At 35.6% G+C, this 14,360-nt stretch carries 12 protein-coding genes and 1 pseudogene; 2 read left to right on the plus strand and 11 right to left on the minus strand.

Annotated elements, in window-relative coordinates; translation table 11 throughout:
- Positions 1-23: 23 nt before the first annotated feature.
- The 9 genes and pseudogenes from MWH06_07030 to MWH06_07070 form a co-directional block, all read right to left on the minus strand.
- Positions 24-398 (minus strand): head decoration protein, encoded by a 375-nt coding sequence (locus MWH06_07030; GenBank protein UPA54974.1) that lies wholly within the window; start codon positions 396-398, stop codon positions 24-26.
- Between the two features lie 67 nt (positions 399-465).
- Entirely contained in the window at positions 466-1,524 is a 1,059-nt protein-coding gene (locus tag MWH06_07035) for a S49 family peptidase (protein ID UPA54975.1), read from the minus strand.
- On the minus strand, positions 1,484-2,905 hold the full coding sequence (locus MWH06_07040; GenBank protein ID UPA54976.1) for a phage portal protein: 1,422 nt from the start codon (positions 2,903-2,905) through the stop codon (positions 1,484-1,486). The genes MWH06_07035 and MWH06_07040 overlap by 41 nt, the downstream gene beginning before the upstream one ends.
- Positions 2,906-3,129, minus strand: a pseudogene (locus tag MWH06_07045) (gpW family protein).
- Positions 3,130-4,956, minus strand: a complete 1,827-nt coding sequence (locus MWH06_07050) for a phage terminase large subunit family protein (GenBank protein UPA54977.1) — start codon at positions 4,954-4,956, stop codon at positions 3,130-3,132.
- Positions 4,953-6,428, minus strand: a complete 1,476-nt coding sequence (locus tag MWH06_07055) for an ankyrin repeat domain-containing protein (protein ID UPA54978.1) — start codon at positions 6,426-6,428, stop codon at positions 4,953-4,955. Before MWH06_07055 ends, MWH06_07050 begins: the two co-directional genes overlap by 4 nt.
- 19 nt (positions 6,429-6,447) lie before the next feature.
- Complete coding sequence (locus MWH06_07060; protein UPA54979.1) at positions 6,448-6,933, minus strand: hypothetical protein; 486 nt, start codon at positions 6,931-6,933, stop codon at positions 6,448-6,450.
- Between the two features lie 27 nt (positions 6,934-6,960).
- Positions 6,961-8,175, minus strand: coding sequence for a DNA modification methylase (locus tag MWH06_07065; GenBank protein ID UPA54980.1), 1,215 nt, complete (start codon positions 8,173-8,175; stop codon positions 6,961-6,963).
- Between the two features lie 113 nt (positions 8,176-8,288).
- Entirely contained in the window at positions 8,289-8,756 is a 468-nt protein-coding gene (locus tag MWH06_07070; protein UPA54981.1) for a Holliday junction resolvase, read from the minus strand.
- Positions 8,757-8,982: 226 nt separating this feature from the next.
- On the opposite strand from MWH06_07070, the gene MWH06_07075 reads away from it, so the two are divergent.
- Entirely contained in the window at positions 8,983-10,029 is a 1,047-nt protein-coding gene (locus MWH06_07075; GenBank protein UPA54982.1) for a hypothetical protein, read from the plus strand.
- Between the two features lie 150 nt (positions 10,030-10,179).
- A complete protein-coding gene (locus MWH06_07080) occupies positions 10,180-11,286 on the plus strand; it encodes a hypothetical protein (GenBank protein UPA54983.1) in 1,107 nt (368 codons plus the stop codon).
- Between the two features lie 723 nt (positions 11,287-12,009).
- On the opposite strand, the gene MWH06_07085 is transcribed toward MWH06_07080, so the two are convergent.
- Positions 12,010-12,168: a hypothetical protein gene (locus MWH06_07085; protein ID UPA54984.1), complete on the minus strand. Its 159-nt coding sequence runs from the start codon at positions 12,166-12,168 to the stop codon at positions 12,010-12,012.
- Positions 12,169-12,279: 111 nt separating this feature from the next.
- Entirely contained in the window at positions 12,280-14,256 is a 1,977-nt protein-coding gene (locus MWH06_07090) for an AAA family ATPase (protein UPA54985.1), read from the minus strand.
- Positions 14,257-14,360: the final 104 nt, after the last annotated feature.

Raw genomic sequence — 14,360 nt, forward strand, 5'->3', positions numbered from 1 at the left:
CTTTTGTGTTTTTAATAGTTTTTTTAAGCTCCCTTGCGGATGATGATCCCTCGTCCTTCAAGCTGCTTTATTGCTGCATTTTTCTGCTCTTCAGTGATATTTGCTGGCCACACAACTGCATGATCTGCTAGCATTGCACTGCGAGTAATAATTACTCCTTTCATATCAGAATCTTTGCTATGTATATCGGTTGTAATTACTCCTACTGCTGTTTGTGTGCCGTCTGTTCCAGTGGGGTTCAGCACTCTAATAAAACCATCATCTGTCTTCTTGGCAACTACTGTACCAAGTTTAATATTTTGACCTTTCGCTACAGTTATTTGGTCTCTTGAATATAGACTTGATGCTTCATACTTTAATAAGTCACCTAGATTATTTTGTTCGCTTATACAACTCATAAATTTCTCTCCTTAACTGCTTACTGCCGCTTTTATCAATGCTATATACGGCGGTTATAAAAATACTTTAACTCCAACGACTTCTTGCTACCTGTATCATTAAATCTTCTCCTGAATTCTGTGATATTGCACTCAGTATCTCTGTCTTCTTCGTTCGCTCTGCTAGCAGTTCCATTAAAACTTCCCTGGCTTGCTCAACACTTACGCTTTGCTCAATAAATTCTCCTATCTTTTCTGGCATCTTTGATATATTACATAATCTTATTATCTCTAAAATTTCTCTACGACAGTTCTCGTAGCCTTCCTCAGTTAACTCATTAGTTGTCATACTAACACTCCTACTTTTATGATTATTGATAAATTCAAAAAATGTTGTAACTCCATCTGCAACACCTATTTCTACTGCTTTCTCCCCAAAATATAGACCTGCTTCTGTTGATCGAATCTTTTCAATTGAAAGACCTCTGTTCCTTGCTATTAGCTGCAAAAACATTTCATATAGTCGGCCTACTTCTTTTTGTAAGCTTTCTAAACTTTCAGACGTCATTGGCTCATGCGGGTTTAAATCATTCTTTCGACTTCCAGCAAAGATTGTGGTATACTTAATACCTTGCCTTTCATCAAACCTACTTTGATCTATGTGACTTGCTATTACTCCTATACTTCCTACTCCTGAAGTTCTACTCACAAATACCTTTTCAGCGCTAGAGGCTATAGCGTACGCAGCAGAATATGCATCATCATTTGCTATTGCAATAATTCTCTTTTTTGTTCTTGATTCATAAATAAAATCAGCTAGGTCAAAGACACCGTTTACTTCCCCTCCTGGACTGTCTATGTCAAGTAGAATCGTCTCTATGCTTTTATCTTCTAAAGCGCTCTCTATCTCTTCATGAATGTTTTCATACGAAGTCATATCTAAAATATGATCAAAAGCTTCTGTTTTTTTTGTCAAAACTCCATAAATACGTATTATTGCTATTCCTTTTGGGTTTATATGAAAATGCTTTAAGTTCTTAAAGATAGGTTGTTTGCTGTTATATAATGATAGTAGTTCAAAGCTTCTTCTCTCTACCATTACTGGTTTATTTATCCACACCACTTCCTCCCCTTTTATGATTAACATCAGAATCGAAACAAAGTCCAAAAGAATTAGCACGCTTTTGATCTTCTGCTATTTCTTGATCTATTTCTTCAACATCGTAACCCATTTCTGATACTACTTCCGATCGACTCTTAAATCCATTTCTTACTGCCATTTGCTGTGCTTGCTGATCTTTCAGTGGATCCACCCAATCAAATCCCTGTGGTATCCATTTTACATCTTTAAATACTTGATTATCTGTTGTAGAAAGCTCTCCAGATAAAGTGGCAAGTTCTAGCCATCTACTCCATACTGGTCTGCAAAATTGGAATACCATAATGTTATGTTGCAGCATAGCGCATCTACGACGAAACTCTATTAATCCTGCTCTGATTGATGAATAATTAACACCGGTTAAATCTCCTGTTAGTTGTTCGTATGTTATCCCTGTGCCTATTGCTATTGCCCTCAGTTGCTGTCTCATGAATGCTTCATAGCTTCCTCCTACATCTGATGGTTCTGAAAATTTTATGTCCTCACCTGGGTCTAAAAGCTGCATTGTTCCAGGTTCCAGTCCAGATAGTGCTACTCCTTGCTCATTACTTTCACCTTCTCCTAAAATATTTGCCTCAGGATCGAGTCTTGTAATAAATCCCGCAAACATTGCTGCTGTTTTCTTTCTTACCAGCTCTGCATCATCGTATTGATCAAGTTCATAGAGCTTTAGCAGTATACTAGAAAGCCAAGGTTCTCCTCTAATTTGTCCAGGTCTTAAAGGTTTATAGATATGTAAAACATCATTTGCCGGTACTCTAACTGATTCTCCAAACGAACCTTCACCTGGGTGCTCTCTAAATAAGTAATAAGCTTCTCTTTGACCAAGTCGGTTAAATTCAATACCACTACGAATAATATTGCCGTTTGCAAGAGTCTGATTGCTTTTGTTATCTAAATGCTCTGATTCCAATACTTGAAGTTGCAATGGTACAGAAAATCCATCTTCGAGTTTACGATTTCGGAGGCGTACAAAACACTCTCCACCTTCTATCATGCTCCTACATACCAGAGCTTGTAATCCATAAAAATCACTTACTCCGCTACTGTCTGCTTCATCTGTCCATTTTAGCCATAATTCTTGTACTTTCTTTCGAAATTCTCCATCTCTTGCTTTTGATTGCGGTTTTATTCCTGTTCCAATAGAGTTACTTACTATCGTATCAATTATATTTGCAGCGTAAGGATTTTTTCTCACCATATCACGTGATCTACTACGTAAAGTTTCAAGGTTTTGAGACAGCAAATTGTTTATACTTCCTAACTCTGGTTGAAAGTGAAAAAATCTTCTTCCTGAGCCTGCTGCATCCCACGCTGAGCTTTTTATCTTTGGTTTGTTAAATAATTGCTTGAAGGTTTTTAGCAGCATTTATAAAATTCCTTTACTCGTTGAAAAAACAATTTTCCTCTTTGGCTCATGCCTGCAACTTTTAACTCAGCCTTAATTCGTTGTCTTAAATTCAATAAATCATTTATTTGAACTTCCCCGTACCGCACAACATGGTCACCATATGCAATTGATACTACTCTTTCTCCACTTTGTAACTTTTGTATTGCTTGCTCAACTTTTGCTAAATATTCTTGATCGTACATCTATTGCTCACCAATCCATCTGCTTTTGACTATTTTTTTTGATTTTTTACTTGCAGTTTTTTCACTCAAACTATTCCATTTACTCTCTGGCCATCTATCAATACCAAGCGCAATAGATGCTGCTCTTACGTAAATTCGGCAATCTAGTACTTCATTTCTCTCTCTTACCTTTTGCCACTCTTGTTTGGTATATCCTTTCACTACTTTACTGACTAATTGCTCTGCCGTTAGCTGCTTAAAATATTCAGGTGCATACTCCGGAAAATGACAATATCCTGCTGGAGCTTCTTCACCTTCTTTTAAAACATTAAGTAATTGAAAAAGCTCTGACTTTAATATCGATACTCCAACTGGCCAGAGCTTTATTCCTCTCTTTAGCTTTTGACCACCAACTGTTATATCTACTCTACTTGGGCTGCTAAGTGGTACTAGCGCTTTGTTTACACCTTTGACTGCCATTACTCTTCCAGAGCCCTGATGACCTCTTACCCAATTGTATACTTCTTGCGTTGCATATCCAGCATCTACTGCCATCATACTTATCATATATTCAAGCCCATTTTCACCGATAAAATGATGATTTAAGAGCTCGGAGAGTTTTCCCCATACTTCCCCACCTCCTGTATCTCCTTCAAATACTTGGTAGTCTATTGACCAATTTTCACGACTTTTTCCCCATGCGACAACTTCTACTTCTAAACGATCTTTTTGGACATCTACTCCTGCTGTGAGGATTACTTCGCTTTTTGGTACTGTGCCTATGGGAAAAAATTCTCTCCTGTTAAATAATTGCTTCCAGTCTGGTACTTCTCCTTTGTCTACCCAAGTTTCTCCAAGCGTAGTATTTATCCAAACTTTCAGTAATTGCTCACTCTCTTTTGCATGCAGAAAATCTTCTACTGCTTGAGTCCAACTATACCAGCCAACTGGGCTATAAAGACTTGAAAGATGAAATCCTTTTTTCTCACCTTTTACTCTATTAGTAGGTCTCCATTCTCCACGCTCAAGCATCTCTGTTTTTTGATGATTTTCTATTTTGCCGCTACATTCAGTGCAGACATAATGTGCTGTTCTTGAGTCGTTATTCTCCCATTTTATTTGTGCCCATTTTAGAACTTGATAGTAATTACAATGCGGACATGGTACAAAAAAATATCTCTTATCTGTTGCTTCAAATTCTTTCTCAATTCTGCTTATTCCATGAATCGTTGGTGTTGATACTAAAAAAATCTTTCGCCGTGCAAATGTATTAGTTCGAGCAATACTAAGCAGTACTGGATCTCCTTCTCCTCCTGAATCTCCTGGGTAGGCATCTATTTCATCAAGAAAGAGATATTTTACTGGCATAGATCTCAGTGCTACACTGCTATTTGCTCCGGTTATTACTACTATTCCACCTGGAAATTCCTTACTTTGTACAGTATTGCCTGAATCTCTTGACCTTGGGTCTTTTACTTTACTTTTTAAACATGGTGTACTCTCAATTAGTGGTGCAAATCTTCCCTTTGACCAACGCTTTCCCATTTCAACTGTTGGCTGTACTACCAGCATTGGACCTGGTGTTTGATCGATAATATAGCCAATCCAATTGTTACCAGCTTCTGTTCCCCCAATCTGCGCTCCTTTCATGAATACTACTTTTTCTGTTGGTGAGGACGGAGAAAGTGAATCCATGATTTCTTTTAAATAAGGAGTTCTTTCCGTTCTCCATTTACCTGGCTCTGATGCTGCAGTTGGCGCTAAAACTCGATACTCATTCGCCCACTCTGATACTTTAAGTAGTGGATCTGGTCTTAAACCTTCAGAAAAAGATGTAGCATAGATCATACCTTAACCCTACTTATTGCTGGTTCTATCTCAACATCATTAACAGTAGAACTACATTCCTCCAATTCCATAAACATCTTTTTCTGAAATTCATTTTCTATATACCTTTTGCTCATCTCACTTATCATTATTGCTATAATAAGCGCAAGTATTCCTGTTATTGTTGCAAAAATGATTGCATTGCTTATTGTTGTTGCTGTTAAACCTATATATGCTGCCATTGCTACTGCACTTACTGAGGTAAAAACACAGATCACACTATTGTATTTTCTTACTTTTGCATCTCTATGCTCCATACACCTATAATAAATTGGTACAGATCTGCCTATCTTATCTGGTAATTTGATACTCTTTTCTTTAAATAAAGTTTTTAGCAATTCTAAATTATTTGACTTGATTGCTAAATGCAGAACAGGTGTATAGTTTGCTCCTTTTTTCAGCAGTAATTTTACTACATGTAAATGTCCTTTTTCTGCAGCAAGGTAAATCGGTGATAGACCTTTATTATTTACAATATCAATATCAATTTCTTCTTTTAAAATTGCATCTACAATCTCAATTTCTCCTCTTTGTGCAGCTAAATGCAATAGACTATTCTTTTCAGAGCCGTATTTACTACTCATCAAAACCTTCTTTATCTCAGGTCTATTTTCAGCGTAATCAAATGGTGTCTTGCCCCTATCGTCTTTTACCAATGGATCTATATCTTCTCGCGTTAGTAAAACTTCTATTGTTTTAAGTCTTTCAGCATAATGTAGTGGTGTTTTATTTTCATAGTCTTGTAAATTGACCCCAGAATTAGGAGCATTTATTAAGCATCTTACAATATCTAAACATAAATCCCGTTCATCATAATTGCTGATGCTTACAGCATTGTGAAGAGGTGACAATTTCATTGAGTTTTGCCCTATACGTGCGCTATTTACATCTGCACCTAGCTTCAGCAGTAACTTTACTATCTCCAACTTCTTGTTATTAACTGCATAGTGCATTGGTGTCTGATTTCGTGCATCAAAGACATCTATTTCAGCGCTTCCTTCTTCCACTAAAATTTTGACAACATTTTCATGTCCTATGCCTGCTGCTAGATGTAATGGAGTATGATGCAGAGCATTTCGTACATTAACGTCAATACCTTTTCTGATCAAATATCTAACTGCATTAATTTCACCTATCATTGCAGCTAAATGAAGTAAACTATCTTGTTCTGATCCGTATTTGTTACTAATTAACGCTTGCAATATTTCTGCTTTTTTCCCTTCTTTGGCGTAATCAAGAGATGTTTTACCTTCATTATCTTCCACAAAAGGATTAATATTCTTCTTCGTGAGTAACAAATCCACCATGCTTAATTCATCAAACTCTATAGCGCAATGCAGTGGAGTTTTTCCGTTTAACCCTCTGACATTAACATCTAATCCAGGTTGATTAATGAGGCATTTTATTAACTCTAAACTTAAGTTATCAGCCATTTTATATTCAAAATCTTTTTTATATTTGAAATTTAGTATTAGATAATTCTTGTAATGAGTTTGTAATCTCTTCGGTTAGCGCCATATGAATCTTTTCAGTGTCACTCAGTGATGCAAGCAGTGCTGAAACTCTATTTGGAATATTAAGTAAATTATTACGGACAACTCTTGCTACATTAAATGCTTCGGTTTTTACCTCCTCTACTGACACAAGTTCACCAATCTCAGCTTTTGCTTTTGCCTCAAGCAGTTTACCTCGTTCCATTTCATTTTTTATTCGAGTTTTTAGCAACATCGTGGAAAGGTTACTTGTATTTTCGTTTTCTGGATTTTTCCTCCTCAGTGGCTGACTTGGATCTCTTATTGCCGCTACTGCTTCATTTGCTTGTTCTCTATTGATCAAACCATCCTCCAACTCAACTATTCCTTTTTTTACTAAATAACAGACATATTGCTTTGATACTCCTATCTCTCTTGCCCATTCTGTTTGTGTTATTTTTTCCACTTTCTTCTCTCTTTTTTTGCCTATTTTTTACGAGTTTTCTTCTTGAATCTCTGAAAAAGTTTTACCAGTACCGGCTAAAATTGCATCTCTTCCCGTGTATACTTGCCAACGTTTTATCGTTACATCTACAAATTTTGAATCTAGCTCTATTGTCCTACAAATTCTTCCTGTTCTCTCACATGCAATCAGTGTGCTGCCAGAACCGCTAAATGGATCAAGTACTATGTCTCCTGGTCTACTGCTATTAACTATTGCTCTCTCCATTAGCTCTACTGGCTTCATCGTTGGGTGTAGTGTATTGTGCGTTGGCTTATCATAAAACCATAGATCACTTTGATTTCTTCCTCCATGCCACTCACGTTTATTACCGCTTTTCCATCCATAGAGCATTGCTTCGTATTGTCTTTGATAATCAGATCTACCTAGCGTAAAATGATTCTTTGCCCAAATGATAAATGTTGACCATTTCCCTCCTGCTTCCTCAAATGCTTTTTGCAACGTTGAAAACTCTGATGATGATATGCAAATGTAAATTGCTCCCTTCGTATATGCTAAAATATTGGAACAGATGTCGTAGAGAAAAAGCTCATACTTTTCACCTTGATTATCATTTAATATTTTTTTATCTTCTCTTTCTTGACTGCTACCATAATCAACGTTATATGGAGGATCACAAACAGTAATGTCTGCCATTTTATCATCTAACAGCGCTTTATATGATTCAACTACAGAGCTATCACCACAATAGATTCGATGATCACCTAAAATCCAAAGATCACCTGGTTTTGTTACTTTTTTGTTATCAACAGCTAAATCAGAAAGATCTTCTTTTTCACCATCAAAATCATCGAGAAACCTTTGAACTTTTTCCAATTCAAATCCTGTCATTTTAAGGTCAAATTGCAAATCTTCTAACTCTTGAATTTCCACCTTCAAAAGATCATCATCCCACTTTGCCCAGTTAGCTGATTGATTGGCAAGCAGTCGAAAAGCTTTGGTTTGTGGTCCATTTAAATTATCACTTAAGACTACGGGAATACTTTCCATACCAAGTTTTCTTGCTGCTTTAAGTCTTAAATGACCATCAACCACAGTACCATCACTTTTTGCAACTATTGGTATACGAAAGCCGAATTCCCTGATTGAAGCACACATTCTGTTTACTACATCGTCATTTTTACGTGGATTATGCTCATATTCGATGAGATTTTGAGTAGGATAATAGTGGATTGCTAAATTCATATAATTTAAATTCTTAATGATTAAAAAGTTAATATTTAAAATATCTCTGACACTAAAGAAGGCCTGAGGTCAGCACCACCAAACCCGCCAGTATGGCTGAAAGGACCCACTTTTTATCGATTTTCCGTCTTATTAATATCTTTACTAAAATTCATAACATAGAACATCAAAGCTAAAGCATCCCCCTCATTATCATCTCTAGGTGAAAATCCTTTTTCCTTTACAGACTCAATAACTTCACTCTTACTTGCATTGCCTTTGCCCGTTATAAAGCGTTTGATAGTTTTAACATTAACACCTTGGTAGGGAATATTGTTCTCTTCACACCAAGCAGACAGCACTGCAAGAAAACCACCATAGCAATGAGCTGCATCAGTTCCTAGATGTCTTCTCACTTCTTCAAAATACACTGCAGTGAACTCATGTTTCAAAGAATTAAGCCAATTACGAAAGTTTAAGAAACACATTCCACCTCCACTGAAACGGCTACCATGAAAGCTTTTGCTGCCACTTTCAATTACTCCATCTGTTAAAATTGCCCAGCCGGTTTGCTTGCCGATATCTAGTGTTAGGATTGACATTTATATTCAGAATTTGTTTCGCTAGAGTACGTGAAGCCTATATAATATATATTCAGGATTTGAAAAATTTTTGTCCAAAAAATCTTCTTCTTAAATAAACTTTTTAGAAAAAAACTTGGTTAAAAATCAGTAAACAAGCATTGTATAATTATTGGTCAAGACTTTCAGATTTCTATCTTAACAATGTAATTAATCTATTATGCTACCGTAGCTTAGCTAATTTCTTATGAACGTTTACCCAAACCGTAAATTCTGGGAAGATGATTTAGAAGTACCAGTTAACTACTTACTTGAGCGTTTTCACAATACAGAAGTGCGTTATTCCTGGATGAATTCACTTTCTGGTAGGCAGTTAAGTATTATCTTTCAACACTGCTTTAAAGATAAACTAAATGGTCAACTCTTTGATGATGAAAACTACGATAACACATCCATACAATATAAACGTAAAGTGATTGCTAAACATTTAGACTCTCTAGTTATTTATTATCTGATTAGCTGTTTCGACCGTGCAAAGCTTGAAGCTACTGTCAGTGAAATTGCAAGATCTGCATTGACTGAGGAACTCATGAAATCCTACCTTCTAAAAGGTAACAATAAATACGACAAAAAGTCTTTGTTATTTCTATTGTTTCATGTAGATCACAACCTTTTAAAGTCTGTCTATCACTTTGAAAAAATACAAAGAAAAGGTTCTGTATCATTTGCTCTTCAAAAGACACCACGACAACCAAATGTTCCATTTAAAGACTTCATCTCTCAGGAAACCATAGTGCAGATACTGAAAGAAGACGACATTAAACGCAATGACGGTTTTGAAAATCAATTACAAGGTTTCTTCTACCATCAAAATCGTTTATATGTATTAGTTCGTAGAGCTAGTGGTATAGATTTACTACTAAACTCAAACAAGGTTATTCATGGTCATAAGCCAGATTGGATGATTTTGGATTTTCTAGTTAATGGTACTCAAGTAGATCTTACTGCCAAAAATATTGATCAAGCTACAGAGATAGCAAATAGCATTGCGAGTCGTTATTTTAGCTCTGAATGTGTTTTTGTAAACGCGCAGGATAAAAACTTTGCAGAGCAAGTATATAAATTCATTAAAGTTTGTGTTGATGGCTCTGATTCAAATATATTCACTTTTGAGTTAAAATTTCAGTCAAATCGTTTTAAATATAGCAACACTTGCATTACTTTACCGTTATACCACATGATCCTATTGCATCTGAGCTTTATATTTTACACCCTTCTATTGGTGATATACTAAAATCTATTGAATTGATGAAGATAATATTTCAAGGCAAAAAGATAGGATTATTTTTTAAGCAAAGTGATGAGTACATAGCAATTTACTACTCTGAACATCCGTTGAATAAAAAGGAAAGAGAGGATTTTAAAGCATACATGAAACAATTTTATGGTCTTACAATCTTGCCAAGAGCAAATTTCTGACATTTTTAGTTCTGGTAGTTCCTGGGTTAATTCAAATCAAAATTATATCAAAGCAGCAAAGTATTTGTCGAATCTTGAATTAATTAAGATGCAAGAGAGGGCCTATATTATCTGCTCTCATAGACAAGATAAATTAGATTGGCCAAATGTAGTTGATCCATACTGTAACAATGAGATTTTCATTGATGAGGATTTTGATGAAGTATGCGATAATATAATTTGTGAAAATTGCAACCGTGATATTTTGCCTAACACCTATAAGAAGCAAAGATTTCATCGCTTATCTGTATATTTAAACCCAGAGAAAATCATGCATTGGTTTGAAGATCAGCTAAGTAATACGCATTTCATGTGGCAAAAGGTGGAAAAAGGAGTTTATCATGTTGGTGGCCAAGGTGAATTTGTAAATCTCATTATTCTTGATTTTTGCACCAATCCAACATTCTTAACCATAGATAGGCTAAGAGTCAATCCAACCGTATTAGTAATACTGAGAAAAAACATACCAGACATACCTCTTGATTTGCCTATAGTAGAAATGGTTGACCTTTTCTGTCAGCGCAGGACTTTAATTGAAGTATTTCAAGAAACAGTAAAAAAAGGAGTGCCAGAATTAATACCAAATACTTCAATGCAAATTTTACATACTTCACTTGAGCAAATTGAACCTGCTAAAGAGAAAGAATTACTAGAATTACAATTGGTAGAAGGTTCTCTTTACGTAAACAATATAGAGATTCTGAATAAGAAAGCTGTAGCATGTATGAAAGTTTTTCGCATATTATTTGAACAATTTTTGAATGATTGTAAAAAGGAATTACCTCCTGAAAAACACATGTTGCTTAGCATAACTCAAATAGAAAAGCGCCTAAATCTTGATCCAGAAGCAGATCCAGAACATCACATCAGAAAACCACTAAATACAATCCAAAGGACAATAAAAACCACCTTAGCTAAAAAGTTAGGACTAAACATCGAACGTAATGATGTGATTCAAACAGTTGGTTGGCCGGGATCATCGCGTAAAGATTATGGTTATCGTATTAACCCTTTTACTGTGGTAGTTCGTTAACTGTGTTGACGAGAAGTAAAAACGGAAAAAGTAAAATTCGTGTAATTGAGTTTTAAGCTTTGGTTGGGGTAGTATATTTTTCCTAAAGTTACATCTAGCTTTAAAACAAAGTTTTTACCTCATCTAAAAAAATACAAATTCTCAATTACGTAAAAGCCTAAATTTCTTTTGCTTTCTTCAATCTTTTCTACCTCAAGTCTTCATCGCGCTTGCATAAAAGCCTTATTAAAGCAACTAGACCCAGCTCACTTGGAAGTTATTGAGTATTCCGGAAAATCCGGAGATCTGAATTCTTAGTTCAGCTATTAAACTCAGTGGACCAGCGTTATGCGTTTGTAAAAAAAAGATGAGGAATAGAGCCTCTGTTAAACTTATGGTAGAAGCAAAGCTATTGCAAAAATAATGTTTCAAAAAGTCTACTAACCATTTGTTCTTTAGGTTTGAAAAACTTTCTTTGCAACCAACAAAAAAACATGATAGACTATTTCTAGGGTTTCTTGTAGTAAATAAAAGTTTGGGGTAAAAAATAATTTAGAAGTGCCTCGTGATCGAGCTTTAAGCTACCCTACATGAGTAACTTAGGTCTTGGTGGTATAATTTGTACCCTGAAGTTGTAGAATCGCTTTAAAACGCAATTATGGATCATTTGTTTTTCACTGCCTTTACTTTATATTTTTATTATCGGTTGCAACTCCATAGACAAAGCAAAATTATGAAAGGACATCAAAAAACGTCAAGTTCTTCTTTTAACTGATATATACTATGTACTATAGCATAGTATATATTTATATATATATAGATTTTTGCCATCTTGCCAACTTCCCCAAACCCGCTATAGAAGAGGACTTTACCCATGCTATCTAGTTGGCAACTTTTTGCCATCTTGCCATCTTACTATTTCTTTAAGCTGTTGATTTTCTTGTATTTTTATCAATTTTAAGTTGGCAAGATGGCGAATTCTTAAGTCTGCCAACTTACCATCTTGCCAACTTACTATACTATTTTGCCATCTTGTTTTGTAGAATTATGTATCACCCAAACGTCTGGATTTTCAACTGGTAAGGTTACTCCGTTATTTGGTGAAAGATAATAATCTGGCTTTACCAGCACATGTTGATTTTCAGAAATTTTTAACTCCATGTCTTTAACACATAAATAGCCGTACTTTGATTTAGTCCTTGATACTTTATATCCAAGAGCTTCCTTAAAGAACTTTATATGACCAAGAGCTGCAAGATGGCTAATCCTTTCACGAATGCTACGTTCACTTCCAAGGCCTAGTTTTCCCTCAAAATACTTAGCAAAGTGTGCCGCAGTGTAAGTTTCACCTTTATATGCTTCATTAGCAATTAACTCTAAAATAATATCATGTCTTCTTGAGCGTTCCAAATCAAGTTTTCGATTATAATTATCTCTTACTATTCTTCCCGAATCAAAGGTTACATCATGTTGCATAAATGACCCGTTGTGCCAATACAATGAAATTTTATCTTGTTCAGATGCAGAATAATTAGATTTCATGCGGCAAAGAACACGATCATTAGGGCAAGTACTAGCCTTTTCTGGTTTTGACAAATACCATCTAGATCGAACAGAATTATTCCACGCTGTTGAACCTCCTGTACCTGTTTTACGTACTATCCCTGAATCAGAAGGATGAGCACACAACAAAACAGCTCCTTTTATTGCTTCTGCTATGCGACCACAACAGTTTTGAATAAATTGTCTTACATGGGAACGATTATTTTCATTGCCTCCAAATAGATCTGCTGCTGTATCCAAAATCACTAGCTTTGGCTGAAACAATTCAATATCTTCAAGTAACTCTTGAAAGTAATGGGTCAATTGACCTATATCTTTGTTGTTAAAAACCATAAGTATATTATTTTTCCACACTCGAGACAACAAGCAAACATTGTCATGAAAATCAGAAGATTCCATATCCAATTGATAAAGTTTATGTATTGCACATTGCCTGCGCCAAAGTTCTTCTTCCTCATCTTCACAAAACACACCATATGTTCTCATCTGCTGAATATCTATACCAAGCCAAGATTTACCAATACCAGCAGCAGTCATTAATTGTTGAGCAAGAAGAGATTTTCCAACTCCACCGTCGCCGTAGAGAGCTGTAACACTTCCCACAGGAAGCCAATCTTTAATAATCCATTTTCTCTCTGGAGCGGTGTTGGTCCAAGCTGTAGTATCAATTGTTTTTGACTTTCTAGGGCTTTTGTTGTTAAGAATAAATTCTTCAACGTTCGTTCCTTCTAATACACCATCTGCAGCATCCCACCCTTTCGGTTTACCTTGTGGAATTTTAAGAACAACAAGTGATGCAATTCCAACGTCAAAAAGCTTTTTTTCAGCATTTTTTGCGTATTTATTACCTGCTTCATCATTGTCTGGCCAAATAATTATATTTTTACCCTTTAGGGGTGACCAGTCTGTTTTATCAGCTGGTGCATTTGCTCCAGACATCGCTGTTGTTGCTGTGATACCTTGTTCCATCAGCGCTTCTGCACATTTTTCTCCCTCAACAAGAATAACCTTATCGGACTTCAAAATACCTGGAATATTATATAGTGGCCTTATCTTCGGTGCACCAAAGTCAGATTTTTTTATATCAAAAGGAAGATATCGCTTTCCATTATTATCATCATAACGATAGACTCTAACAATAGCTTGGCCGTTTTCATCATAATAATCCCAATGTGCAGTTGGATTACCTGAACTTTTGAAATGACCAAGCCACTCAGCTATAGAAGCCATTACTTCAGGAAACTCTATTCTCGTACTTTTTCTATGTACTCCTGCCCAAAGATCAATGATATCACCACCTTCTCCTGTTGCAAAATCATGCCATAGGCCAGCTTCACTGCCACTTAATTCTACTACTAGACTCTTGCCTTTATCACCTTGTATATTTCCTACATAAAACTTATCACCACGAAAAATACCTTTTGGCAATAGATAAGAAAGGCATGATCTGATATTCAACAGAAGCTGAGCTTTAAGCTGTTCTTTCTCTTCTGATAATTTATAGCTTCCATTTTTTTTGAAGCCACAGTATT

Source organism: Wolbachia pipientis (genome assembly GCA_023052945.1).
GTDB lineage: Bacteria > Pseudomonadota > Alphaproteobacteria > Rickettsiales > Anaplasmataceae > Wolbachia.